Raw genomic sequence first — 23,929 nt, 5'->3', positions numbered from 1 at the left:
GACTGCGGTGCTCCCGAGCGGTCATGGCTCGGTCGCCTCCGCCTGTCCGGCAGTAGCCCCCGCGGTTACTTGCCACCGGTGGTCGCGATGCCTCGCAGCAGGAACCGCTGCCCTGCGAGGAAGACGAGGAAGACGGGAACGAGCGACACGACACTCATGGCGAACACCGAGCCCCAGTCCGTCGCGCTCTGCTGGTCCACGAAGGTGCGCAGCGCGAGAGGAGTGGTGTACATGTCCGGGTCGGTCAGGTAAATGAGCTGGGTGTAGAAGTCGTTCCAGGTCCAGATGAAGGTGAAGATCGCGGTGGTCGCCAGCGCCGGGACCATCAGCGGCAGGATGACGTGGAAGAAGATCCGCGCGTGCCCGGCGCCGTCGATCCGCGCCGCCTCGTCGATCTCGCGCGGGATGCCGCGGATGAACTGCACCATGAGGAAGATGAAGAAGGCATCGGTCGCCAGGAACTTCGGCACGATCAGGGGCAGGAACGTGTTGACCCAGCCGAGCTCCGAGTAGAGGACGTACTGGGGCACGATGATCACGTGGATCGGCAGCATGATGGTGACGAGCATGATGGCGAACAACACGCGCTTCGCCCGGAATTCCAGTCTGGCGAACGCGTACGCGGCCAGGGAGCAGGCGAGGAGGTTCCCGAGGATCGCGCCGGTGACGACGATCGCCGAGTTGATCATGTAATGACTGAACGGTTGGGAGAAGGCGTTCCAGCCGTTGCTGTAGTTCTCGAAGCGCGGGTGCGTCAGGGCGAGTCCCGCGCTGCGGAAGATCTCACTGTTGGGACGCAGCGAGCTGACCACCATCCACAGGACGGGGTACAGCATCGTGAGGGCGCAGAGGGCCAACAGGCAGTGCTTGAGAGGGGCGCGCACGGCGCGCCTGACCCGGCGTATCGCGTGAGGGCGGGGGGCGGGCAGCGAGGGGGGTACGGCTTCGGTGCGGTCAGTCATCGTAGAACACCCAGTACTTTGAGGCCCAGAAGTTGACGGCGGTGAAGGCCGCGACGATGAGGAGCAGGACCCACGCGAGCGCGGACGCGTAACCCATGTCGAAGTGGCCGAACCCGCGCTGGTACAGGTACAGCGAGAAGAAGAGGGTGGAGTCGGCGGGCCCTCCGGTACCGCCGGAGACCACGAAGGCCTGGGTGAAGGTCTGGAAGGCGTGGATGATCTGCAGCACCAGGTTGAAGAAGATGATGGGTGTCAGCAGCGGAATGGTGATGCTGCGGAACTGGCGCCAGCGCTTCGCGCCGTCGACGGAGGCCGCCTCGTAGAGGGAGGTCGGAATCTGCCGCAGCCCGGCGAGGAAGATCACCATGGGGGAGCCGAAGGTCCAGACGTTCAGGACGACGAGGGTCGACAGCGCCGTTCCCGGCTCCGAGATCCAGCCCTGCCCCTGGACACCGACGAGGGCCAGGGCCTCGTTGACGAGGCCGTTGGTCCCGAACATCGCGCGCCACAGCACGGCGATCGCCACGCTGCCGCCGATCAGTGACGGCAGATAGAAGACGGAGCGGTAGAAGGCCAGGCCCCGTACCCCCTTGTCCAGCAGGAGGGCGAGCCCGAGGGCCATCGCCAGCTGCAACGGGACGGAGACGAGGACGTAGCTGAACGTCACTTCGAGCGACTTGTGCAGACGCTCGTCATCGAGCATGCGCGTCCAGTTCTCGACTCCGTTGAACTGCGGCGGCTGCAACAGGTTGTACTTGGTGAAGCTGAGGTAGAGCGAGGCCAGCATCGGGCCGAGAGTGATCCCGAAGAGCCCGACGAACCATGGCAGTAGGAAGAGGAACGCCGCCTTGTTCTGCTGTCGCGCGCCCCGTTGGGACCCGCGCAGCCGGCGTAGTTCGTTGATGGAGCTCACGGCACTGCTCCCTTGAGCGGCGGCATCGGCACACGGTGGTGCGGGCCCGTCCCGGGCCACGCGTCCCCGAAAAGTGATCGTTCACTTTTGTGGGTTGCGAGGACCATAGTGAACGATCACTTTTTACGTCAAGAGTGTGTAGTCTCTGACTTCACCGAACGTTGGCGGAAGGGTGGGGGAAGCGGATGGACGGCGCTGACGCGGCGCGACGACGGCCTACGATCACCGATGTGGCGCGGCTCGCGGGTGTGTCACCCCAGACGGTGTCGCGGTATCTGCGGTTCAACGGCGGGCTGAAACCCGCGACCCTGGAACGCGTGGAGAAGGCCATAGGGGATCTGGACTACCGTCCCAACCTGGTGGCGCGGTCGATGCGCACGCGGAAGACCGGACGGCTGGCGATCCTCATGCCCGCCATGGCCTTCAACCCCTCACGCATGCTGGCGGGCGCCAGCGCGACGGCGCAGGCCGCGGGGTTTTTCGTGGATGTCGTGAGCGCCGGGGGCGGCGTACGCGCGAGGAGCGACCGCCTGCTGGAGCTCGCCGATTCGGGACAGTACGAGGGTCTCCTCTCCCTCGCCCCCGTGCTTCCGGCCGTGGAGAGCAAACTGCACCAGAGGACGGCCGTGGTGATCTCGGCCGACTTCGACGACGAGATGCGCGGCATCGGGCAACTGGCCGACGCCACGCCCCTGGTGCGGATGATCGAGCACTTGGCGGCGCTCGGTCACTCCCGGTTCTTCCATGTGGCGGGCGACACGCAGTTCGCCTCCGCCAGGGCGCGCAAGCAGAGCTATCTGGACACCGTCGAACGCCTCGGGGTCGAGTCCGTCGGGGTCTTCGACGGAGACTGGTCGGGAGAGTCCGGCATCGAAGCGATACGGACGCTCCCGAGTCATGCGCGGCCGACCGCGGTGATCGCGGCCAATGACCTCGTCGCCGCCGGCGTCGTCCGGGGCGCCCGGGAGCGCGGCTGGGACGTGCCCGGCGACCTCAGCGTGACCGGTTGGGACAACGCCGGGGTCGGGCAGTTCATGACCCCGTCCCTGACCACCGTGGACGTGGAGCTCGAACAACTGGGCAGTACGGCCATGGCCAAGCTGATCGCGGGTCTGAGGGACAGCGCGCCCGAGACGGCCGAGGGCTCCCTGTTCCGGATCGTCTGGCGGGAGTCGACGGCCGAGCCGCCCGCGGCAGGGCGTCTCAGCCCCAGGCGGTGACCGGCGCCGCTGCCCGGGTGGGCGCGGAGCAGGCGGACCGTCTCCGTCCCCCGTACCTGCACCGCCCATCCGGCCCGGCCTCGGGTGCGGGCCGAACCGGCCGCGCACGCTGCGCTTCCTCAGGTGCGCATCGCCCTCAGTTCGCGTAGACGTCAAGCCGGCCGCACATGCCGAACTTCCCTCGGGCAGCGGGCTGTTCGGAGCTCACGGCGGCATCTGCGAGGTGGGGGGACTCCCCCCGCTCCAGCCAGTCGAGCTGCGCCGCAGTGGCCACGGCGGAGGCCTCGGCACCTCGTCGCCACCGCTCGCGCCACTCGGCGATGCGGGGCCGTACCAGCGCGGCGGCGGCACGGTGGAACGCGGCCAGGGCATGCGGCCCCTCGGCCTCCCGGAGTGCCCGGTATCCCTCCAGGGCGAGGTCCCGCCGGGCCCGGGCGGCGCGCTCCTGCTCCTCCTCGGGCGCGTCGGCCGGGATGGCGGTGGCACGGGCATACGTCTGCGGATCGTTCAGGTACTCCGGGGGCAGCGTGAGGACCGCGTCCCCCGCCTCCGGCAGCCCACTGTTCTGCATCAGAACGGTGATCCGCAGATCACCCTCGTTGACCAGCCGGTGGATGGTGCCCGGCGTGAACCAGGCGACCGTGCCGGCCTCGAGCGGAGTGACCTCGTACCCGGAAGCGGTCAGCGTCTGCACGGCCCCGCGTCCGCCGGTGACGACGTACGCCTCTGAACACGCCAGGTGCATGTGAGGCGTGCCGCCGCACGCCCCGTCGGCGGCAGGCCAGTCGTACACCGACAGATGCGAGACGGCGACGCCCCCGGGCAATCCGGTGTTGGTGGTGCTCATGTGTGTGTCAACACTCCAGTTCCATATAGTAAGCGCTTTCTGTCCCTCTTAATTTACGTGCCGGTCGCCCAACTGGTCAATGTTCAGTCTAAAATCAGACCCGAATGGCGAAGCCGCAAGGAGGACGATGTGGACAATGGGTTGGCAGGCAAGAGCGTCTATGCCTTCGGCGACAGTATTGTGTACGGGCATGTGTATCCGCACAGTTTCGTGGACGTGGTCGCAGAACGCGAGGGCATGGCCCTCACCAAGTTCGCCCGGAACGGCGCGACCATAGGCGCCGACCCGCATGCGTCCGGAGGGCAGATACTCACGCAGGTCGAGCAAGCGGCCGACGACGCGCCGGACTTCGTCATCTTCGACGGAGGCACCAACGACGCGCAGTCCATTTTCCGGGACCGTGCGTACACGCTCGGTGGCTACGTCGAAGAGTTGGAGAAGACGCTGCAGGCCATGGAGCGGAAATGGCCGACCGCCCGCACCGTGTACGTGGCCGCCCACAAGCTCGGTTCGCGGGACTGGGACACTCAGGTGGCGCTGCGCGAGGCGACCCTGGAAGCCTGCCACAAGTGGGACATCGCCGTTGCCGACGTCTTCGGAGAGACCACGTTCGACACGCGTGATGACACCCAGCGTGCGAAATACACATTCGACGGCCTGGCCAACGGATTCCCTGGCACAGAGGGATCGGGAACACATCCCAACGAGGCGGGTGTCAGCACTTTCTATGTGCCGGTGGTGAGCGAAACGCTGCAGAAGATTTCCTCACGTTGATCAGTCGGCAATCGGATCTGCCTGGCCGATATCGGCCAGGCAGATCCGATTCTTTGTTTTCATGACGTCAGCCTGAGTCGAACATCATGGCCGAGGAGGAAGCGCTTACTGGATCGGCGCACTTACCGAAATACTCACGCCACCAGACTGGCCCTGGCTTTCACTGGCCGAATCCGGTGCCGCGCGAGATCCGGACGTCGTCCACGTGCACCGCCCCGCGCTCGCCCCCGTTCGAGTACCACGCGACCTTCGCGATCCCCGGCATCGAGGTGCGGAACGCGGCATCGGTCACCATGCGGTGGCCGTCGATGTCCAGGTCGAAGCGCTGGTTCACGGTGTCCACGGTGAGCGTGACCCGGTACCACTTGCCGTTGGTGTACGTACCGATCACCGTGTCCGTGGTCCCCTTGTACGCGTGGATCTGGCCGCGGGCGAAGGCGACGCTGACGGCCGGGGCGCCGCTGGCGTTGTACACGTAGGGCAGCCCGAACCACCCGGCTTGGGTGTCGTTGCGCATGACCTGCGTGTCGATGGTCACCACGCCCTGCAGCGGGGTGCTGAAGAGGCGGGCGAGGTTGGTTCCGTCGGTCCCGCCGCCTTCGATGGTGCGCGTCAGCCGGACGCTCTTGTCGGTGGCGGACGGCGTCCCCACCACGGAGACGTCGTTGTTGGTCGAGATGACCCGCCATCCGTTGGTCCCGTTGGCGAGAGCGCCCGTCGCCAGGCCGTCGAACGTGTCCGTGAACGCGATGTCGGGCGCGCCGCGTTCGAAGGCGCCGATCTCCGGACCGTTCCCGATCGGCACGGTCGCCCCGGCGTAGTCGAGGCCGCCGTTGCCGGTGACGGTGGCTCCGGCGTCGACGAACACCGATCCCGACTGGAGCGCGAAGTTCGCCGCCGTGTCGAGTCTCGGGCCGTTCACGTCGCCGTACGGCCCCGTGACGGCGGCGTTCACGAACTGCGGAGCGCCGACCACGGCGTTCGCGTCGGACGTGGGCACGGTCGTCAGGTTGTCCGAGTAGCCGTTGTTGTTGTAGATGATGGTCGACTTTTGTACGAACGTGGGCGCGGACTGCCCGGAGACGAACAGGTTGTTGGTGAACGTCGCCTTGCCGGAGACACCGCCGGTCACCATGTTCTGCGAATTGGTGTTGGCGATGGTGTTGTTGTAGATGCTCGCCACCGTGCCGCTCTGCTGCGACATGTGGATGTTCCACCGTGTGCTGCCGGTGATGACGTTGTACCGGAGCACCACGCTGCCGAACTTGACCGCGGAGTTGCACGCGCACAGCAGGATGCCGTCGCCGTTGTCATGGAGGTAGTTGTACTGGAACACCTGGTTGGTGGTGCCGATGTCGGGGTCCAGGGCGTTCTGGTCGGCACCGCCCGAGGAGAGGTGGGTGCCCATGATCTCGTTGTGCTGGACGGTGACGTTGTCGGCCATGTTGGTCTCGACGCCGGAGACGCCGACCCGGTCGATCACGTTGCCCTCGACGAGTCCGCCCCGGACGCCGGTGAGGTAGATCCCGTTGCAGCCGTAGGGGGTGTTCGCCTGAGTGATGTAGTTGCCGCGGAACGTGACGTCGGTGTACGGGGTGTAGGCGGGGTCGGTGGCCGTGGCGCGCTTGCCCCAGCCGGTGAAGACGGCACCGGGCGCGTCACCGGCGTACTGCTTCGTGACGATCCCGCTGAACGAGGTGTTCTTGATGGTGGAGTTCTCCACGGTGATGCCGTCGAGCACCGTGGGGGCGCCGGGCGCGGTGATGTCCTGGACGCCGGTGAGGAAGGCGATGCCGCCGGTGTCCTTCGAGCGGTCCCAACCCTGCACGAAGGAAATACCCGGCTTGTTGTCGGCGGTACTGCCGCCGACCCACTTGACCTCGCCGGTGACGTCGTGCACGTCCACCGAGTCGATCACGAAGTGGTGCAGGGTCTGGCCGTTGTCACCGTGCACGCCGATGCCGCGGAAGTCGCCGAGCTTCGAACCGTCTGTCGTCCCGGTGGGTACCGCGTTCGACACGTCGAGGTTGCGGATCTCCCAGTACTGCTGGTTGTTCAGCCGCACCGCGTCGCCGACGGTGCCCTGGCCGGCGATCTTCGGCTTGGCACCCGTTCCGTAGCTGTCGATGGCGATCGGGGCGCCGTCGGCGCCGGACCCCTTCGGCCACAGCTGTCCGGTCCAGCTGTCACCGGTCTCGAAGCGAATGGTGTCGCCGGGCTGGAACGTCGTCGCGTTCACCTTGCTCAGCGAGCGCCAGGGCGCGCTGCTGCTGGTTCCGGCGTTGCTGTCGCTGCCGTTCGCGCTCACGAAGTACGTGGTGCCCGCGGCGAAGGCCCGCTGCGCGGGTATGAGCACGATCGACGCGAGCACGACTGCCAGCGCGCACAGTGCGGCGGCTGTTGCTTGTGACACAAGTCTTCGGTTGACGGTCATGGTCCTCTTCTTGTCGTCTTCGGTGGTGAGGTACTGGCTCCTGTCATGGCGCCTTCAGTCGAGACGTCGCCTAACGCCCCAGGGCGCGGACAGTTCGGGACCGTGCGGTGGACGCACCGACGGATGCCCGACGACATGGGAACCGGTCCGGCCGGACATGCCCCGTCGGGGGCAGGGATCGGCGGCGGCTCCAGGTGCCTTGCTACCGGTGTCAAAGGTGCCCTCCCGGATGTGAAGCCGACCGTCTGGAAGCCTCGTGCTTGTCCTGGCGGACGTGCTGGGAAAACGTATTCCGCGCAGTGTGCCCAGCGGACATCGTGTGCGTCAAGGTTTCGAGCAGATGAACGCGGCAGCGTTATGGAGGGCCCTGCCGGAAGCCGACGGCACCACTCGACAGCCGGCCGCGCGGCAGCCAGTCTGCTTCGGACGGCGCCGCGCACTGCCCGCTCGGGTATCCGTCGTCCGGCCGGGCGCGGGAGCGCTGGCCGATCTCAAGGTTCTGGCGCATGGGCGGGGAGGCCGGCGACGGGGACCTGCCCCGCCCATGGGATCGGTCGGGTGCTCAGCAGATCACGAGACCTTGACCAGCTTCCATCGCTGATTGGTGCTCCCGTTGGTGAACCACTGGTCGATCGGTGTGCCGTCGGTGGTCTGTGCCTTGTACACGTCCGCCTTGTACCCGTTGGAACGGGACTCGATGGTGTAGGTGCCGCCGCCGGCCGGGGCGATCAGCCATTGCTGACTGACGCTCCCGTCGGACGTCCCCAGCTGCAACCCGGCGCCAGGCCAGGTGGAGGCCGCGTTGATGTCCAGGGCCTTGCCGCTGGTGACACCTGTGACCGTGAGGTAGCCGGCGCTGGTGTAGGCCAGCTTCCACTGCTGGCTTCCGCTGTTCTGGTCGGTCTTCTGGACGATGGGCGTGCCGTCGCTGGTTCCACCGTTGGAGGCGGTGAGCGCCTTGCTGCTGCCGGCGCTGATGATCTTGTAGGTGCCGGAGAGGTCCGGGACGGTTTCGTGGGTGATGGACAGGTTGGAGTACTGGACGGGGTAGTAGCCGGCCGTGCCCAGGCCGACCAGGCCCGCGCCGTAGCTCGTGTCGGTGACCGCGCCGACGGTGGCCCCGTCGATCTTGGCGGTGATCGTGCTTGTCTGGAAGGTCAGGGCAAGCTTGTGCCAGGTGCCCGTGCCGGGCGCGGTGACCGAACCACTGGCCAGGGTGGTCCAGTTCCACGAGTTGGTGCCGGTGGTGCCGGTCTTCAGCAACGCCCAGGATCCGGTGTCGGACAGGCGCAGGTGGTAGGCGTTCAGCCCGGTGCTGAACTTCGACTGAGTGCCCACGCGGCCGAGAATCTCCGCGGCGCTGCCGCTCTTCTCCAGCAGTACGTCGGAGCCGACCGTGTAGTTGCTCCAGCCCACGTCGCCCATGAGGGTGTAGGGCTGGATGTCGTTCGAGGCCGGCGCCCACCAGATGATCGGCTTCATCGGTGCGGTCTGGCGCAGGCACTGGCCGCTGCGGCCCCCGGTGCAGGGGGCGGCCTGGAAGGCGCCGTTCATCGAGGCGAGGTACTTCGCCTCCTGCCCGGTGCTGTATCCGGTGAAGGAGTCCGAGTACGGCATCGAGAGCCGGTTGCGGGTGGGCGTGGTGGTCGTTCCGGCGCCCTGACCGGTGGTGGTGGTCACGGTGTAGACGCGGCCGGGGTCCAGGGTCAGGGTGTACGTGCCGCCGGAGGCGGTCAGGTCGCTGTCCCGCAGCATGCGCGGGGTGGCGCCGCCGGGCTGCGACAGGTCGGTGGACCACACGTGCAGGGCCCCGCCGGGCAGGCCGCCGGCGATGTCGAGGGTGACCGGCTGGGACGCGGTGGCGTCCATGGTCTCGAAGACGGTGCTCCAGGCGCTCTTGTCGGGCGCGGCGTAGCTGACGTAACTGCCGTTGGCACGGTCGCCGCCGAGGTATCCGGAGGCGGTGTCGAGGTACTTCCAGCCGGGCGAGGTGAACTGCGTGGTCTGGGCGATGGACCAAGCGGTGCGGGACACGCTGTAGGCGCCGGACCAGGGCTGGTTCGCGGTGATCAGGCCCTGGTCGTGGAAGAAGAGGTTCTGGTAGTCGGAGGCCACCATGGGCCAGTTGATGTACGCGCTCATCTTGGCGTCGAGGTAACCGCGGTTGATGGCGCGGGCGACCGGGGCCGCCCCTGTCTCGGCGTTCTCCGAGCCGTTCTCGCTGGCCCAGATCGGCTTGCCCAGCGACTGGGCGTCGGCGGAGGAGGAACAGGTGGTCATCGCGGACTGGTACGTGCAGGGATAGTGCGCGCCGGCGACGTCCACGGCGTTGTGAAGGGCGGTGCTGTTCTTCATGCCGGTGGCGATGTTCCAGACGGTCTCGTCGCCGCCGACCAGCTTGGTCGAGGCGTAGCCGTTCGCCGCCATGGCGGACTTCAGGGTCTGGTAGAACCAGGCGCTGTACGTCTTCTCGTTCCGGCCGCCGATGTAGTCGATGGACAGGCCGTGCTGCTTGGCGCAGCCCAGCCAGTCGATCATGTAGTCGATGCCGTCCTGCGTGTAGAAGTTGCCGTTTCCGATCCAGCCGGGCGCGCCCCAGGCCAGGGCGAAGAGCTTGATGCCGGGGTTGCGGGCCTTGGCCTGCTCCATCGCCCACCACTCGTAGCCGGCGTTGCAGTCGATGTCGCCCTTCGTGTGCTCGAAGCTGATCTCGGAGCCGTCGGTGGAATTGACGTCGCCGCCGATCTCGACCTTGAGGATCTGCAGGGCGGCGCCGTAACCGGGCTTGAACAGGTAGTCCAGGATCTGGTTGCGCTGGGTGGCCGGATAGTCGACCAGCAGGCGGGTGTTGCCGCCGCCGCCGCTGATCGCGCCGACGCCGTCGAAGGTGCGTCCTGCGCTGGCGCCGTCGACGGTGATCGCCGTGTTGGTGGCGGCGTACGCGGGCGACAGTGCTCGGCCGGTCAGCAGGGCCAGTCCCATGAGCAGGGCGGTCAGGGCCGCCAACCGTCTGATGCGCCTGTCAGGCAGCCCAATGACGTGGTGCACGGAAGATCCTCCTGGGAGGGAGTGCGGGTGTGGGTGCGGCTTGCACTGAGACTCGGTGCGGGGCCTGTCGCGTGGAGCGCAGAGGCGGAGCCCGCCCGGTGGAGGCGTCTCTTCTCAGTGGGAAATCGTATTCCGTGCAGTGTGCCCGTCCGTGATCGAAGGCGTCAAGCGTCGGTCAGCGGGCAAAAAATGCGGCTTTGACGCGCTAGGTTCCGGCGCCCGAAGGCGCTGTGCGCGTCGGTGGGAGTGATCGGCTCAGGGCGGTTCAGACGATGCGGATCGCCGTGCTGTCGCGCACCACGACCTGCCCGCGCATCATCAGATGCTCTGGTTCCGCACGATCCGCGAGTGCGAGGCGGACCGCCTCGGCACCTGCCTGCGCCAGCGGCAACGACACGGTCGTCAGTCGCGGTGTCACGTCGGTCGCGAGCTCGATGTCGTCGAAACCGGTCACCGAGACCTCATCCGGCACCGCCACCCCGGCAGTACGGAAGGCGGACATCGCGCCGATGGCGATGGTGTCGTTGGCTGCGAGGACCGCGTGGGGCGGCTCCAGCCCCTCGGCGACCAACCGCCGCGCCGAGTCGAACCCTCCCTGGCGGCTCACCGCGCAGTGCGAGACCCGGATGTGCCGCTCCTCGACGCCGCCGTCGCGGAGACCCGCGATGAAGCCCGCGGTACGGGCCGAGACGTTTCCCTTCCCGCGCGCGCCGGCGAGGATCGTCACGTGCCGGTGCCCCGACCCGGCGACGTAGGTGGCCAATTCCTTCGCAGGGCCGTGATTGTCGAAGCTGATGGAGTCGAACGGCATGTCGGTGTCACCGACGATCACCACCCGGCCGCCCTCGCGTTCGTAGCCGAGCAACTCGTCGAGCAGGCGCCCGCCGAGGGCGTCCGTGTCGAGGCGGCTCGAGGTCAGAATGAGCGCACGCGGCCGCAGGGCACGCTGCAACCGGACGGTTTCGAGCTGCCGCTCGGCGGTGCCGTGGGTCGACGAGACGGTCACGAACGCACCTGCGTCGCGCGCCCGTCGTTCCATCGCCGCAGCGACCATTCCCATCGACGGGGTCGTGAGATCGTCGCCGACGACCGCGATCGAGTCGTTCGCGCGCCGCATCGCCCGGGCCGCGGCGTCCGCGGTGTAGCGCAGCGTCGCCGCGGCGGAGACGACTCGCTGCCTGTATTCCTCCGCGACCGTGCGGGAACTGCCGCCCAGCACTCGCGACGCGGTCGAAACCGACACACCGGCGGCCGCCGCCACGTCACGCAGGGTGACGGTCGGCCTGGCTGAATGGGGCATCGCGCCGTCCCTCCCACACCACGAAAACGAGCCGCCGTCGACGCTACCCGAGGATATCCCCGGCCAGGCCCGCGGTGGTGTGGACGGAAGTGCCGGTGACCGACTCGGGATACGGTCGCCCGGCTGGAAGGTGGTCGCGTCGGGTTGGATTCCGCAAGGCATGTGCGGCGCTAAGCGCACCGGCCTACGGAGTGACCGTCGGTAGTGATCCCGCGACTTCCGGGCGCTGGGCGGCTCGGTGCACAATGTGCGGCATGGAAGATGGAGCGGCAGCGCCTGTACGGCGTCGCGGGGAGGCCGTATCCGAGGGACGTCAGGTGACCCTGCATGATGTGGCGCGGACAGCCGGCGTCTCACAGGCGACGGCGTCGCGGGTGCTCAACGGCAGCGTCCGCAACGTCCGGCAGGAGAACGTCGACCGTGTGCTCGCCGCGGCCGCGGAACTGGACTACGCGCCGCACCTGTCCGCCCAGGCGATCGCGCGGGGGTCGACGAACATCGCCGCGCTGGTCGTCAGCGGTGTCGACGACCCGTACTTCTCCTCCATCGCGGCAGGTGTGACGCAGGCGGCCGAGGCCGCCGGACTCATCGTGACCATGGCGGTCGCGGACCGCTCCCCGGAGCGGGAACTCCAGATCGTCGGGACGCTGCGCGGCATGCGTCCCCGCGTCATCATCATGACCGGCAGCCGCGTCGACGGCGCCGATGCCCGCGACGCACTCGTCGAGGAACTCCACGCCTACCGGGAAGCCGGCGGCAGCGTGGTCCTGATCAGCCAGCACGACCTGCCGTTCCACACCGTCAGCATCGACAACTACGGTGGAGCGCGGCAGCTTGCCCGCGCGCTGGTAGGGCTCGGCTACCGGCGGCTCGCGGTGGTCCGGGCGGGGCCCGGCCTCAGGACGTCCCGTGACCGGTGCAGCGGTTTCGTGGAGGGCCTGCGCGAGTTCGGCATCGACGTCGACGAGCGGCTGGTGGTCGAAGCCGAGTTCAGTCGCCGAGGGGGGTGTGCGGCGGCCCGGGAGCTCGTCCGGCGGGGACTGGACGGCACGGAACTCGTCTTCGCGGTCAGCGACGTCATGGCGATCGGTGTGATGACCGCATTCCGCGACGCCGGGCTTGTCCCTGGCCGGGACATCGCCGTCGCCGGCTTCGACGACATCGGCCCGGCGGTGGACGTCGTCCCGGAGCTGACGTCCGTGACCGTTCCTCTGCAACAGGTCGGGATCCGTGCGATGGAGCTCGCGCTCTCCGACGATGACGCCCCGCGGATCGTACCGGTCGCCACGAACGTCGTTCTGCGGGCAAGCACACCCCCTAGATGACCGTGCCGGCTGATCGCATGGTGAGCGTCAGCTGTCCAGGGCTACCAGGGCGCCGGCGGCACCGTGCGAGTGCCCTTCCGCGGCAAACACCGCGACCTCTCCGGCGGTCAGCAGGCCGTCGATGTGCTCACGCGCGCATCCGCGCCGTCGGCGAACAGGCCATGGCCACCCTGAAGCTGACGTCTCCTGCGCAAACTGGAGTGCAGTCGCCGGGATCCCATGCTTTTGATGCTCGGTATCAGATTGAGCCGCTGTTGTATTCTCTACTCATGACCGACTCCGCCCGCACCTCCGCCCAGTCCGCGACCAAACCGCCCGGCCTGCGGGAGCGTATGCGTGCGACGGTCCGGAAGGAAGTCGTCGAGGTCGCGCTCCGGCTCTTCATCGAGCAGGGATTCGACGGGACGACCGTCGACCAGATCGCCGGTGAGGTCGGGCTGTCGCGGGCCAGTCTGTTCCGGTACTTCGGTACCAAAGAAGACATGGTCCTGCAGGGTTTGGAGGAGACCGGCCTTCAGATCGCGGAGGCGTTCGCCGCCCGCCCCGCCGCCGAGCGTCCCTGGGAGGCGCTGCGCAGGGCGTTCGACGTCCTCACGCAGGCGAACGAGCAGGCGCCCGAGCAGACACTCGCCTACCTGCGCATGCTCCAGGAGACTCCGTCACTGCGCGCCCGGCACTTCGAGAAGCAGCTGAGCTGGCAGGCGATGCTGGAGCCGGAGATCGCCCGGCGGCTGGGCGTCAGCGCCGACCAGCCGGAGGAGGTCGGGCCGAACTCGCTTTCCGGGGCCGCGCTCGCCTGTCTGGATGCGGCCGCGACGGGCTGGGTGGCCTGCGAGGGCGCCGTTCCCCTGGCCGTACTGCTCGACCGTGCGATGGACACGCTGACGGAGTAGTCTCACCAAGGCCCCCGGCCTCCTGGAGCCACTGCGACGCGCTCCACTGTGGTTGACCTGCGGGACTCCCTTGGGCAGTGCGTCGAGCAGCCGTTCGTGCAACTCGGGGCGCAGCAGGCCGACGAAGCCGCCGTCGTAGTCGCGGACAACCTGCTTCGGAAGGGCCGCGCGGACCGGCGGCGGCCGCGGGCGTTGCGGAACTCGGGCGTACAGGGCGCACCCAGGTCCTCGATGTTCACTCCGAGCAGCCCGAGTGCCTTGATGGGGGGCGGCCACAGGTTGAGGATGTTACCGGCGGGTCCGGCCTGCGGGTAGCGCTCGAACAGTACGACGTCGCGGCCGGCTTGATGGACGTCGCCGGCGGTCACGGTCGCTCCGGCCCGGGCCGGAGCCTCGACCGTGCCCTGCCCGCCCGGCCCCGCTGACGACGACCTCGTCGGCCGGCCTGCTCTCCGCCACGTGGTTCACGGACGCGTTCGCGGGCGCGTACGGGCGCGAGGGACGGCCACCGGCTCGGCACCCGGTACCACGGTGTTGGAGACGGTGCCGATGCCCTCGACGGTGAGGGTGACGGTGTCGCCGGGCTTGAGCGGCGGCGGGTCCTGGCGGCCGCGAACCCCCCAGAGTTCGGCGAGGCAGCCGCCGTTGCCGCAGGTGCCGGAGCCGAGTACGTCGCCGGGGCGTACGTAAGTGCCCCTGGAGGCGTATGCGGTCATCTCCTCGAAGGTCCAGCTCATATTGGACAGCAGGTCCTTGCCGACGACCTCGCCATTGATCTCGGCCGTCAGCGACAGCCGCAGGAATCCGTCGCTGTCGCGGTAGGGCTCCAGCTCGTCCGCGGTGACGAGGTAGGGGCCGAGGGTGGTGGCGGTGTCCTTGCCCTTGCAGGGGCCGAGGCTGACCTGCATCTCGCGGGACTGGAGGTCACGGGCGGACCAGTCGTTGAAGATCGTGTAGCCGATGACGTGGTCGCGGGCCTGCTCGGGGGTGAGGTCGCGACCCTCGAGGCCGATGACCGCGGCGACTTCGAGCTCGAAGTCCAGCACCTGGCTGCCGGGCGGCACGGGGACGTCGTCGTGAGCGCCGATGACCGCGTAGGGGTTGGTGAAGTAGAAGGTGGGCGCGTCGTACCAGGCATCCGGGGCGCCCGGGACTCCGTCGATGCTTCGCCGTACCCCCTCGACGTGCTCCTCGAACGTGACGAAGTCGCGTACGGACGGCGGTTGGAGCGGTGGCAGCAGTCGCACCTCGGCGACGTGCGGCCCGCGCGGCACGTCCAGGCTTGTGTTGCCCGCCTCGCGCAGTGCCTCGGGACCGGCCTGGATCAGATCGAGAAGCGAGGCTCGGCCGGGGCAGGGGTAGAGGACGCCGTCGTCCTCGACGGTGGCGAGACGGCTGCGGCCGTGCTGTTCGTACGTGGCGAAACGCATGGCATTCCTAGGGAGCGGGGTGGGTTGACACAGGCCGGGGGCCCGGCGGCATGGCAGGCGGGGGAGTACGCCGAGCCCCCGGAGTCAGGGGGTCAGACCGGCGGAGCGACGAAGACGCCGCGGTCGACGTCGTTGAGCATCTCCTTGGCGACCATCTCGTTCATCGGATTGGACGTGCCCCACTGGTCGGCGTTCTCGGGCTTCGTCAGGTCGTAGATGTGGGGGTGCCAGGTGTCCTCGTCCAGCTTTTCGAGCTCGGTGGTGTATTCCACGGTGTTGCCGTGCGGGTCGAGGAAGTACGTGAAGGTGTTGTCGCCCGCCATGTGCCGCCCGGGGCCCCAGATCTTGCGGGCGCCGGAGCGCATCACGCGGCCGGAGCCGCGCATGTACTCGTCGATGCCGCGCATCTCGAAGGAGAGGTGCTGCAGGGAGGCGTACGGACCGCTGGCAATGGCCATGGAGTGGTGCTGGTTGCTGATCCGCATGAAGTGCATGACGTCGCCCATGTGCGGCAAGGTCATCGTGTCGGACAGCCGGAAGTCGAGGTGCTGCTCGTACCAGGCGCGGGTGGCGTTGATGTCGGGGGAGTTCAGGACGACGTGCGAGAGACGGACGGGGATGGACTCCTTCTCCTCGATACGACGGTGCCGGCGCGCCTCGACGTCGGCCGAGACCTCGATGGTGCGGCCGTCGAGGTCGAAGAAGCGGAAGCCGTAACCGCCGCCGGGGGTGTCGACCTTGCCCGGCTGGGCGATCAACTGCACTCCACCTGCGAGGAGTTGCTCGGCGAGCGTGTCCACGTCGGCGGGGTTCGCCGCGCCGTAGGAGATGAGGTCGAGGCGCTTCTCCTCGGCCTTGCGCAGCCGGACGATGTACTGCTCGGGGGAGCCCTCGGCGGCCAGGAAGGAGATGCCGGAGTCCTCGGCGACCTTGGTCAGGCCCCAGACGCCGGCGTAGAAGTCGAGCTGCTTGTCGTAGTCCGGCACGGCCAGGTCGACGTGCCGCAGGTGGGTGAGCAGACGTGTGCTCATGGTGGGGGTTCTCCTCTGTGAGGTTCAGACGGTTCCGACAAGGCGGAGCAGCGCTGCCGCGTTGCCGCCGCGTACGGCGTGGAAGTGGGGGGCGGACAGGTCCGTGACGTCGCGCAGCGCGCCGAGCGGGTCGTCGGTGCCCATGTCGAAGGGGAAGTCGGAGCCGAGCAGCACCCGGTCGGGGCCGGCCACCCGGATCAGTTCGCGCAGGACGTCCGGGTCATGGACAAGGGAGTCGAAGTACAGCTGCTTGAGGTAGCTGCTGGGTGGGTGCGCGCAGCCGCGGGTGTCGGTGCGGGCGAGCCAGGCGTGGTCGGAGCGGCCGATGTGGGTGGGCAGATAGCCGCCGCCGTGGGCGGCGACGATGCGCAGCCCCGGGTGCCGGTCCAGGACTCCGGAGAAGATCAGGTGGGACAGGGCGACGGCGTTCTCGGTCGGCTGGCCGACGGTGTTGGACAGGTACCACCGGTTGAGGCGCTCGTCGAGCGTGCAGCCGAAGGGGTGCAGGAAGAGGATCGCGCCGGTTTCCTCGGCCCGTGTCCAGAACGGTTCGTACGCGGGGTCCGACAGTTCGCGTCCCGGCGCGTGGCTCGAGATCTCGACACCGCGCAGGCCCAGACCGAGGGCGTGCTCAAGGGCTTCGACGGCGAGCCCCGGGTGCTGGAGCGGGACGAGGCCGAGGCCGTGCAGCCGCTGCGGGACCTGGGCGACGTGCGCGGCGGTGCCCTCGTTGGCCAGTTCCCACACCGTACGGGCCAAGTCCTCGCCGGCCCAGTAGTGGTAGTGCGACGGTGACGGCGAGACCAGCTGGACATCGACCCCGGAGGCGTCCATCGCGGCGAGCCGGGCCTTGACGTCAGTCAGTTTCGGGAACCGGTCGCGGAACATCGGGCCGCTGACGGCGATGGCCTCGGGGCCGTTACGGCGGGCGTCGAGATCGCGGGCCGCGGCCAGCCCGGGGTGTCCGGCGACGGCGTCCTCGACCTGAGGGAGCAGGACGTGCGCGTGGACGTCGATCGTGGGTGCGCTGTTCTCGGGGCTCTCGGGGCTCACGGGGCTTTCGGGGCTCACGGGGTCTCCTTCAGGACGGACATCGTGCGGGCCATCAGGCCGGGTGCGTCGACGTCACGGGCGCCGTCCATCTGCCACTGACCGAGTTGCACGGATGCCTCGACCACCATGCGGACGCGGCCGATCCGGCGTTCGTAGAAGCCGGTCAGGAGGGAGTCCAGGGAACTCCAGTCCTGTTCCGCGGTGAGCATCTCGGTCAGTACGGAGGCGTCCTCCAGCGACATGGCCGCGCCCTGGGCGAGCGTGGGCGGACAGACATGGGCCGCGTCACCGATCAGGACGACCCGGCCGCGGTGCCAGGAGCCCTCGACGAGCAGTCGGTCGAACCAGGTGTAGTTGACCTTGGCGGGGTCGGTGATGCTCGCGGCGATCTCCGGCCACGCACCCCCGTAGGGCGCGGCCAGTCGCCGCATCTCGTCCGCGTACGAGGCCGGGTCGATGGAGGCGCGGTCGCGGTTGGCCTCGACGAGGTAGGCGTAGATGGTGTTCTTGCTGGTGGGGCAGTAGCCGGCGATGTAGCACGGTCCGCCGTAGGCCAGGGTCATGCGCTCCACGCTCTCGGGGCGGGGCACGGGGACGCGCCAGATGGCCATGCCGGTCGGTTCGGGCTTGTCGCTGATTCCGACCATCGCGCGTGTGCGGGAGCCGACGCCGTCGGCGGCGATGACAAGGTCGTAGCGGCCCTCGGTGCCGTCGCTGAACCGGGCGGTGACGCCGGACGCGTCCTGGACCAGTTCCTCGGCGGTGGTGCCGAGGTGTACCGCCGCGCCGCTCTTGCGAACGGCCTCACACAGAATCTCCTGCAGCCGGGCCCGCTGCATGCCGAAGATCGAGGGCAGGTCTTCCCCACCGGTGCGGAAGTCCTGCTGGACATGGAACACGGTCCCGTCGGGCGCGGCCATGCCGACGGCGTCGACGGCGTAACCGCTCTCCCGGACCTCGTCCCATACGCCGACTTCACGCAGCACGCGCAGCGCGTTGCCCTGGAGGGTGATGCCGGAGCCGAGCACGTTCCAGTCGGGCTTGGCTTCGGTCAGTTCCACAGCGATGCCCGCCCGCTGCAGCAGCACGGTCACAGCGTTGCCGGACGCGCCGCCGCCTATGACCAGGACGGTGCGGGAACAGGGGTCGTTCATGGGTTCTCCCTGAGATGGTGCCGCGCGACGTCGAACGGCGAGGGGGGTGTTCTGGCCGGGCGGTCGAGGGTGGCGTAACCGTCCGGGCGCGGCCCGCCCGGCCGTCCAGGGCGTTACTTGACGGCGATGGGATTCACCGGTGAGCCGACGGACCCGGTGATGGGCAGCGGCGCTGCGGTGAGCCAGAACGAGTACCGGCCGTCGCCGGCGCAGTGTGCGGCGAGGGCGTCGAGGTCCCACATCTCACCGATGAGCAGACCGATGTGAGGGATGGCGACCTGGTGCAGCGGCTGGAAGGCGTGGTCGAACTCGTTGGGCCGCACCTCGAAGCCCCAGGTGTCGGTGGCGATCCCGGCGATCTCGCTCCGGTGCAGCCAGTCGGCCGTACTGAAGCTCAGCCCCGGCGCCGGTCCGCCCGCGTAGTCGCCCCAGCCTTCGTGACGGGCGCGGGCCAGCCGCCCGGTGCGCACGAGGACCAGGTCACCACGACCGACGGTCACGCCGTGCGCCTCGGCGGTTGCGGTCAGGTGCTCCTCGGTGATGGCAAAGCCGTCAGGCAGTTCGCCGCCCTGGCCGATGACCAGGCCCACGTCGAGGAGTACACCCCGCCCGGCGACGTGCGGAGCCATGTGCTCGATGCCGGTGACCAGGTCGCCTTCGGAGGTGACGACCTTCTCCGCCGGGCGGCCGTTCCACGCCGTGCCGTGATCGAAGATGTGCCCGAGCCCGTCCCATTGGGTGGAGCACTGCAAGGGCATGGCGATCACGTCGTCGGCGCCCCCGAAACCGTGCGGAAAGCCCTGGCCGCCCAGAGCAGCGTCGGTGCCGGTGGCGAGCATCGTGTGCACCGGGTTGGTACGCCGCCGCCAGCCCTTCTGCGGGCCGTCCATGTCGAAGGCCTGTGACAAGGAGAAGCTGACGCCGTCGCGGATCAGGGCCGCGCCCTCGCGGCGCTTGGCCTCGTCGAGGAAGTTGAGCGTGCCGAGCACGTCGTCCTCGCCCCAGCGGCCCCAGTTCGAGTACGCCCTCGCGGCCTCGGCGATCGCCGCCTCGGGATCCGTACGGTCGATACGATCGGCGCTCATCGGGCCTTCTCCGCGACACAGCGGGTGCGCTGGGCGCCGAGCCCGGTGACCGAGCCGTCCATCACGTCGCCGTCGCGCAGCAGCCGGCCCCAGTGGATGCCGTTGCCGGCCGGGCTGCCGGTCAGAACCAGGTCGCCGGGGAGGAGTCGGGCGGTCTGGGAGATGTACGAGACCAACCGTGCGACGCCGAAGACCATGTCCTTGGTGGACTCGTCCTGCATGGTCTCGCCGTTGAGTTTCAGGGTGACCTGCAGGTCGGACGGGTCGGCGAGGGAGGCGGCCGGGACGATCCACGGACCGAGCGGGGTGAAGCCGGGGGCGTTTTTGCTGCGCAGCCAGTCGGTGCCGATCGGCGGCATGTCCCGGCGGAAGACGCTCGCGCGGTCGGTCAGGTCGTTGGCGATGGTGTAGCCCGCGACGTGCTCCAGCGCCTCCTCCACGGTGACCCGGTATGCGGGGCGGGAGATCACCGCGGCCACCTCCAGCTCCCAGTCGGGCTTCTCGGCCCAAGCGGGCAGCACCACGTCGTCGTAGGGGCCGCTGATCGCGGTCGGCAGGCCGATGAAGACGTACGGCAGGTCCTCGGCGGCCCGCTTGTCCATGACCGCCGCGACCTCGGCGCGGGCCTCCTCGACGGTGCCCGGGGCGTCCGGGGCGCGGTGTGCGACCGCCAGGTCGATCACGTGCTGCCGGTAGTTGGCGCCGGACTGGAAGATCTGCCGGGGCTCGACGGGCGCGTGCACCGTCATCTCCGCCAGCGGCTGCCAGTCGCGCGTCGGGTCCCCGGCGAGGGTGTGCAGCCGCGGCAGCTCCTCGTCCCAGCGCTCCAGGAGCGTGAGCGTGGTCAACGCGGATTCGTTCAGTGCCGTGCGCAGGTCGAGCGCTCGGCCCTCCGGCGTCACGAGGCTAGGGAACCTGGTCCCGCCCGTCGCCGAAAGGGTGCCGATGGCGAACGGTCCGGAGAAAGGGGTGAAGGGTGCCGGCATGGCTGCGGATGTCACGGAGATTTCCTCCCGATTGCGGTGCCACTAATCTGGCCCAGTAGATTGCAATCAGGGAAATCGATTTCCTGTATATGAGAATCCAGCCGGTGAATACCGATGGTGCCGGCTCCGGAATTGGGATGCTCCGTGAACTTGGCCAGCCTGGACCTCAACCTCGTCGTTGCCCTGCGCGCCCTCCTGCAGGAGCGCAACGTCACCAGGGCCGGCCAGCGCATCGGGCTCAGTCAACCCGCGATGAGCGCGGCCCTGGCCCGGCTGCGCCGCCACTTCGACGACGACCTGCTCGCGCGGGTGGGCGGAGGGTACGAACTGACCGCCCTCGGGCGGGCCCTCCTCGACCGGACCACCACCGCGTGCGACCTGCTGGAGCGCGTCTTCGCCAGTCAGGCCGAATTCGACCCCTCCCGTGAGGAACACGAGTTCACGCTGATCGCCTCGGACTACGCGGTCGCCGTCTTCGGCACCGAACTCGCCCGCACCATCCAAGCCGAGGCGCCGGGCATCCGGCTCAGGTTCAAACAGGTACCGAACGAAATCATCGACGACACCGGGTCGCTGCTCAGCACGGTGGACGGGCTACTGCTGCCCCACGGCATCATTCGCGGGTTCCCCGTGGTCGAGCTCTACCAGGACAGCTGGGTCTTCCTCGTCGCGGACGACAACCCGGAGGTCGGCGAGCAGCTCACCCTGGACGACCTGGCCCGACTGCCGTGGGTGACGTACCAACGGGCCTACGACGCCCCCGCCGCCCGCCAGATCGCCATGCTCGGCATCGAGCCGCGCGTGGCGGTTTCCGTCGACAGTTTCCAGCTGATGCCGCTCCTGGTCGCGGGCACCCGCCGGGTAGCTCTCCTTCAGAGGCGTCTTGCCGACGAGCTGGACGGACTCGCCCACGTCCGCATCATGGAACCGCCCTATGACGCCGTGCCGATCCAGCAGGCCCTTTGGTGGCATCCGGTCCACATGCACGACGCGGCGCACATGTGGCTGCGGGAGACGACGGCCCGGGTCGCCGAGATGATGGAGGCCGGTCGGCCTACGATTTTTTGTCCGCCCAAATGAGGGTGGGGCTTTGTGCTGCATCGGCACGACACACCGCCGAGCCACGGCCGACGCCGAATGGCGGCCGCCGCGTGGATCCGGTTTGAGTAGTTGCTGCCGCTCTGGCTGGAAAGGTTCGCCGGCCCGTCCCGTACCAGCGGTGACCATCGCTGCTTGAGCTGCGTGTATCGGGTACGGGAGGAGTGGACGGTCCATGGCTTCGTGGACCTGCCACCGAGCCCGCAGATGGAGGGCACTTCGGTCCGTCCGTATCCGGCCTGGCCTCGACAGCGCACACGTGGTCGAGCGTCAGGCCGCGGCCGGTCAGCGCAGGAGTCTGCGGATGATGGTGGTGGCGGCGCTGATGTCGGTGGGCTGCCCGGTGAGGAGCGCCGTTCGTATACAGTCCCGCACGCGAAGATCACCGGTGTGGTGAGGTGAGGACGCCGCGCGAGAGAGCGACGGTGACGGCTGCGGTGCGGTCGTTGACACCCAGTTTGACGAAGGTTCGCAGCAGGTGCGTCTTCACCGTGGCTTCGCCGATGTACAGCTGCCGACCGATCTCGCTGTTGGACAGACCCCGCGCGACGAGGCCGAGTACCTGTACCTCGCGTGGGGTCAGTTGCTCCCCGGCCGGCGCCTGAAGGTGAGTCACCAGCCGGGCTGCCACCGGCGGGGCGAGGACGGTTTCACCGCGGGCCGCCGCCCGGATCGCGTCGGTCAGGGTACCGATCGGGGTGTCCTTGAGCAGGTAACCGGTGGCGCCGGCCTCGATCGCCGGCAGGATGTCGGCGTCACCTTCGTAGGTGGTGAGCACGAGCACGCGAATGCCGGAGTGCTCCTGACGGATGCGCGCCGTTGCGGTGGCGCCATCGGTACCCGGCATCCGCAGGTCCATCAGGACGACGTCCGGGCGCGTCGTGGCGGCAAGGACGATCGCCTCGTCGCCGGAGCCGGCCTCGCCGACGACCCGCAGGTCGTCGTAGGCCTCGAGCATGCCGCGGAGGCCGAAGCGTACGACGGGGTGGTCATCGACAATCAGGACGTGGACGGTCATCGGGTCGGTTCCGCCCGCTCAGTGGTCGGGTGTGGAGCTGAAATCACGTACAGGCTGCAGGCTACGCGCCGCCTGCTCGGCCGGGGCCGGCGGCAGCTCGACCCGCACCGTGGTGCCCTGGCCGGGAGCCGATCGCACCGTGCAGGTTCCGCCGAAGCTGGAGGCGCGGGTGCGCATGCCCAGCAGGCCGTATCCACCCCGGACGGTGGCCGGGTCGAAGCCCTGGCCGTCATCGGTCACGGCCAGCGCCACGAGGCCGGAATCGTGGCGTAGCTCGATCCGCACCGTCGTGGCGGCGGCGTGCTTGCCGACGTTGGCCAGGGCCTCCTGCGCGGTGCGCAGCAGGGCGATGTCGGTGCCGGTGGATGTGCCGGACCGCTCGCCGACGATCGAGACCTCGACGCGCGTACCCGTGTCGCGAGTATGCCGGGCGGCGAGCCGGTCCAGCGCATCCGCGAGACCGCGGCCGGTCAGGTCGACCGGGGCCGAAGCGGCGATCAGCGAGCGTGCCTCCGCGAGGTTCTCGCGGGCGGTCTTCTCCAGGATGTCGAGCTGGCCGTCGGCGGCCGTCGGATCACGGGGCAGGGTCGTCCGTGCGACCTGAGCGAGCATGAGGATGCTGGTGAAGCCCTGTGCCAGGGTGTCGTGGATCTCGGCAGTCAGGCGTTCACGTTCGGCATGGACGCCTGCCTCGTGGCCCGCGCGTTCCAATGCGGCCCGCGTCCGGGTCAGTTCCTCGATCAGCGCGGCCCGCTTGCGGTTCTGCTCGCGGATGCCGGTCAGATAGGCGCCCACGAGGATCGTCACGGTCATGGGTACCAGAACGGTCACGCCGACCATCGCCAGCGTGTAGCGGCTGACTCCGGCCCGCGCCACCATGGCCCAGGCGAGCTCGGCGTAGAGGACCAACAACAACGGTAGGCGTACCCGCCACCTCGCGACCATCACGAACAGCTGTGGGCAGAGCGCGAACAGCAGTGCGCCAGCGATCGGGGCGATGGCGAGCAGGAGCGGGAACGCGACCGCCAGGACGGCGAAATAGGCCGCACCCCAACGCTCGTCGCGGTTTTCCATGGCCCGCGGAGCGACCAAGGCGTAGCAGGCGACGATGACAGCGAGCGTACCGAGGGCCAACAGGCGTTGTCCGAGCGCTACGGATACGTCGGCCGCTATGGCGACGGCAAGAGGTATCGCGACGGCGCCGACGAGGACATGCCATCCGACGCGGTAGCGGTGTCCGAAGTCGACGGTGCTGCGCACTGCCACGCCCTGCCCACTTTCGCCCACGGAGACTGGCCGCCAGTTTACGGGCGGCCAGATCCACAGTGCCCGACTCGGTGCCGAGGAGCGTCCACGCA

The 23,929-nt window shown here is 68.7% G+C and carries 19 protein-coding genes and 1 pseudogene; 6 read left to right on the top strand and 14 right to left on the bottom strand.

Going from position 1 to position 23,929, the window contains the following annotated elements:
* Positions 1-65: 65 nt before the first annotated feature.
* Both QA802_RS05125 and QA802_RS05120 read right to left on the bottom strand, forming a co-directional pair.
* Complete coding sequence (locus tag QA802_RS05125; protein ID WP_334518405.1) at positions 66-962, bottom strand: carbohydrate ABC transporter permease; 897 nt, start codon at positions 960-962, stop codon at positions 66-68.
* On the bottom strand, positions 955-1,875 hold the full coding sequence (locus QA802_RS05120; protein ID WP_334518403.1) for a carbohydrate ABC transporter permease: 921 nt from the start codon (positions 1,873-1,875) through the stop codon (positions 955-957). Before QA802_RS05120 ends, QA802_RS05125 begins: the two co-directional genes overlap by 8 nt.
* A 230-nt stretch (positions 1,876-2,105) precedes the next feature.
* Here QA802_RS05120 and QA802_RS05115 point away from each other — a divergent pair, with 230 nt between their 5' ends.
* Positions 2,106-3,095 carry a LacI family DNA-binding transcriptional regulator gene (locus tag QA802_RS05115; protein WP_334518401.1) on the top strand — a complete coding sequence of 330 codons (990 nt, stop codon included), beginning with the start codon at positions 2,106-2,108 and terminating at the stop codon, positions 3,093-3,095.
* Between the two features lie 136 nt (positions 3,096-3,231).
* Here QA802_RS05115 and QA802_RS05110 read toward each other — a convergent pair whose 3' ends face one another.
* Entirely contained in the window at positions 3,232-3,942 is a 711-nt protein-coding gene (locus QA802_RS05110; RefSeq protein WP_334518399.1) for a cupin domain-containing protein, read from the bottom strand.
* Positions 3,943-3,999: 57 nt separating this feature from the next.
* On the opposite strand from QA802_RS05110, the gene QA802_RS05105 reads away from it, so the two are divergent.
* On the top strand, positions 4,000-4,716 hold the full coding sequence (locus tag QA802_RS05105; RefSeq protein ID WP_334518397.1) for an SGNH/GDSL hydrolase family protein: 717 nt from the start codon (positions 4,000-4,002) through the stop codon (positions 4,714-4,716).
* Between the two features lie 160 nt (positions 4,717-4,876).
* On the opposite strand, the gene QA802_RS05100 is transcribed toward QA802_RS05105, so the two are convergent.
* From QA802_RS05100 to QA802_RS05090, 3 genes are all read right to left on the bottom strand, one after another.
* Positions 4,877-7,150, bottom strand: coding sequence for a right-handed parallel beta-helix repeat-containing protein (locus tag QA802_RS05100; protein ID WP_334518395.1), 2,274 nt, complete (start codon positions 7,148-7,150; stop codon positions 4,877-4,879).
* Positions 7,151-7,720: 570 nt separating this feature from the next.
* Positions 7,721-10,198 (bottom strand): RICIN domain-containing protein, encoded by a 2,478-nt coding sequence (locus tag QA802_RS05095; protein WP_334518393.1) that lies wholly within the window; start codon positions 10,196-10,198, stop codon positions 7,721-7,723.
* A gap of 265 nt (positions 10,199-10,463) precedes the next feature.
* Positions 10,464-11,459 (bottom strand): LacI family DNA-binding transcriptional regulator, encoded by a 996-nt coding sequence (locus QA802_RS05090; RefSeq protein WP_334518391.1) that lies wholly within the window; start codon positions 11,457-11,459, stop codon positions 10,464-10,466.
* 356 nt (positions 11,460-11,815) lie between these two features.
* Here QA802_RS05090 and QA802_RS05085 point away from each other — a divergent pair, with 356 nt between their 5' ends.
* From QA802_RS05085 to QA802_RS05075, 3 genes and pseudogenes are all read left to right on the top strand, one after another.
* Positions 11,816-12,823 carry a LacI family DNA-binding transcriptional regulator gene (locus tag QA802_RS05085; RefSeq protein WP_334518389.1) on the top strand — a complete coding sequence of 336 codons (1,008 nt, stop codon included), beginning with the start codon at positions 11,816-11,818 and terminating at the stop codon, positions 12,821-12,823.
* Between the two features lie 30 nt (positions 12,824-12,853).
* A pseudogene (locus tag QA802_RS05080) lies at positions 12,854-13,096 on the top strand (hypothetical protein); the annotation flags it as partial.
* The gene (locus QA802_RS05075) at positions 13,093-13,716 is read left to right on the top strand and encodes a TetR/AcrR family transcriptional regulator (protein ID WP_334518388.1); all 624 of its coding nucleotides are present in this window, start codon (positions 13,093-13,095) and stop codon (positions 13,714-13,716) included. The pseudogene QA802_RS05080 and the gene QA802_RS05075, both read left to right, overlap by 4 nt.
* A 464-nt stretch (positions 13,717-14,180) precedes the next feature.
* On the opposite strand, the gene QA802_RS05070 is transcribed toward QA802_RS05075, so the two are convergent.
* The 6 genes from QA802_RS05070 to QA802_RS05045 all read right to left on the bottom strand — a co-directional run bounded on the left by QA802_RS05070 (position 14,181) and on the right by QA802_RS05045 (position 20,455).
* Entirely contained in the window at positions 14,181-15,146 is a 966-nt protein-coding gene (locus tag QA802_RS05070) for a fumarylacetoacetate hydrolase family protein (RefSeq protein WP_334518385.1), read from the bottom strand.
* Between the two features lie 92 nt (positions 15,147-15,238).
* Positions 15,239-16,177, bottom strand: a complete 939-nt coding sequence (locus tag QA802_RS05065; RefSeq protein WP_334518384.1) for a VOC family protein — start codon at positions 16,175-16,177, stop codon at positions 15,239-15,241.
* A gap of 24 nt (positions 16,178-16,201) precedes the next feature.
* Complete coding sequence (locus tag QA802_RS05060; RefSeq protein ID WP_334518383.1) at positions 16,202-17,248, bottom strand: amidohydrolase family protein; 1,047 nt, start codon at positions 17,246-17,248, stop codon at positions 16,202-16,204.
* On the bottom strand, positions 17,245-18,384 hold the full coding sequence (locus QA802_RS05055; RefSeq protein WP_334518382.1) for an FAD-dependent oxidoreductase: 1,140 nt from the start codon (positions 18,382-18,384) through the stop codon (positions 17,245-17,247). The genes QA802_RS05060 and QA802_RS05055 overlap by 4 nt, the downstream gene beginning before the upstream one ends.
* Before the next feature lie 113 nt (positions 18,385-18,497).
* A complete protein-coding gene (locus tag QA802_RS05050; protein ID WP_334518381.1) occupies positions 18,498-19,469 on the bottom strand; it encodes a cyclase family protein in 972 nt (323 codons plus the stop codon).
* Complete coding sequence (locus QA802_RS05045; RefSeq protein ID WP_334534330.1) at positions 19,466-20,455, bottom strand: fumarylacetoacetate hydrolase family protein; 990 nt, start codon at positions 20,453-20,455, stop codon at positions 19,466-19,468. The genes QA802_RS05050 and QA802_RS05045 overlap by 4 nt, the downstream gene beginning before the upstream one ends.
* Positions 20,456-20,599: 144 nt before the next feature.
* Between QA802_RS05045 and QA802_RS05040 the strand changes: the two genes are divergently transcribed.
* On the top strand, positions 20,600-21,535 hold the full coding sequence (locus tag QA802_RS05040) for a LysR family transcriptional regulator (protein WP_334518379.1): 936 nt from the start codon (positions 20,600-20,602) through the stop codon (positions 21,533-21,535).
* 400 nt (positions 21,536-21,935) lie between these two features.
* Here QA802_RS05040 and QA802_RS05035 read toward each other — a convergent pair whose 3' ends face one another.
* Together QA802_RS05035 and QA802_RS05030 are read right to left on the bottom strand one after the other, a co-directional pair.
* Positions 21,936-22,571, bottom strand: a complete 636-nt coding sequence (locus QA802_RS05035) for a response regulator (protein ID WP_334518377.1) — start codon at positions 22,569-22,571, stop codon at positions 21,936-21,938.
* Between the two features lie 18 nt (positions 22,572-22,589).
* Entirely contained in the window at positions 22,590-23,831 is a 1,242-nt protein-coding gene (locus tag QA802_RS05030; protein WP_334518375.1) for a sensor histidine kinase, read from the bottom strand.
* Positions 23,832-23,929: the final 98 nt, after the last annotated feature.

The sequence above is a fragment of the Streptomyces sp. B21-105 genome (assembly GCF_036898465.1).
Taxonomy (GTDB): domain Bacteria; phylum Actinomycetota; class Actinomycetes; order Streptomycetales; family Streptomycetaceae; genus Streptomyces.
Note: the sequence above shows the minus strand (reverse complement) of the source record. Positions and strands in the feature narration are given on the sequence as shown.